Source organism: Achromobacter sp. GbtcB20 (assembly GCF_019091095.1).
Lineage (GTDB): Bacteria > Pseudomonadota > Gammaproteobacteria > Burkholderiales > Burkholderiaceae_B > Achromobacter > Achromobacter mucicolens.
Genome location: NZ_JAGXJZ010000576.1, coordinates 1 through 266, shown reverse-complemented (window position 1 = coordinate 266; position 266 = coordinate 1). Strand labels below are relative to the sequence as shown.

At 65.0% G+C, this 266-nt stretch carries 1 protein-coding gene; it reads left to right on the top strand.

The window, feature by feature from the left end:
- Window positions 1-85: 85 nt before the first annotated feature.
- On the top strand, window positions 86-266 hold a 181-nt coding region (locus KVT32_RS30285; protein ID WP_217619452.1), incomplete at its 3' end, for a hypothetical protein.

Genomic DNA, 266 nt, shown 5'->3' with positions numbered 1-266 from the left:
ATGAATCCGACCAAGGTGAAGAACCACATGAAGAAGGCGATCAGCGACGGCACCTACTGGATCTTCGTCATGCGCCTGTAAGACCATGCACGACCCGGCTACGCCCCCTGCGCCGTGGTGGACGGCGCGGCCCGCCCTGGTCCGCTTCATCGGCGACCTGGTGGCCTCCGAACTGGCGGCATTGCGCCACGACCCCATGCTCCAGGCGCGCACCTGGAACCAAACGCTGGCGCTGGAACACGACCCCGGCCTCGATTTTAAGGGCC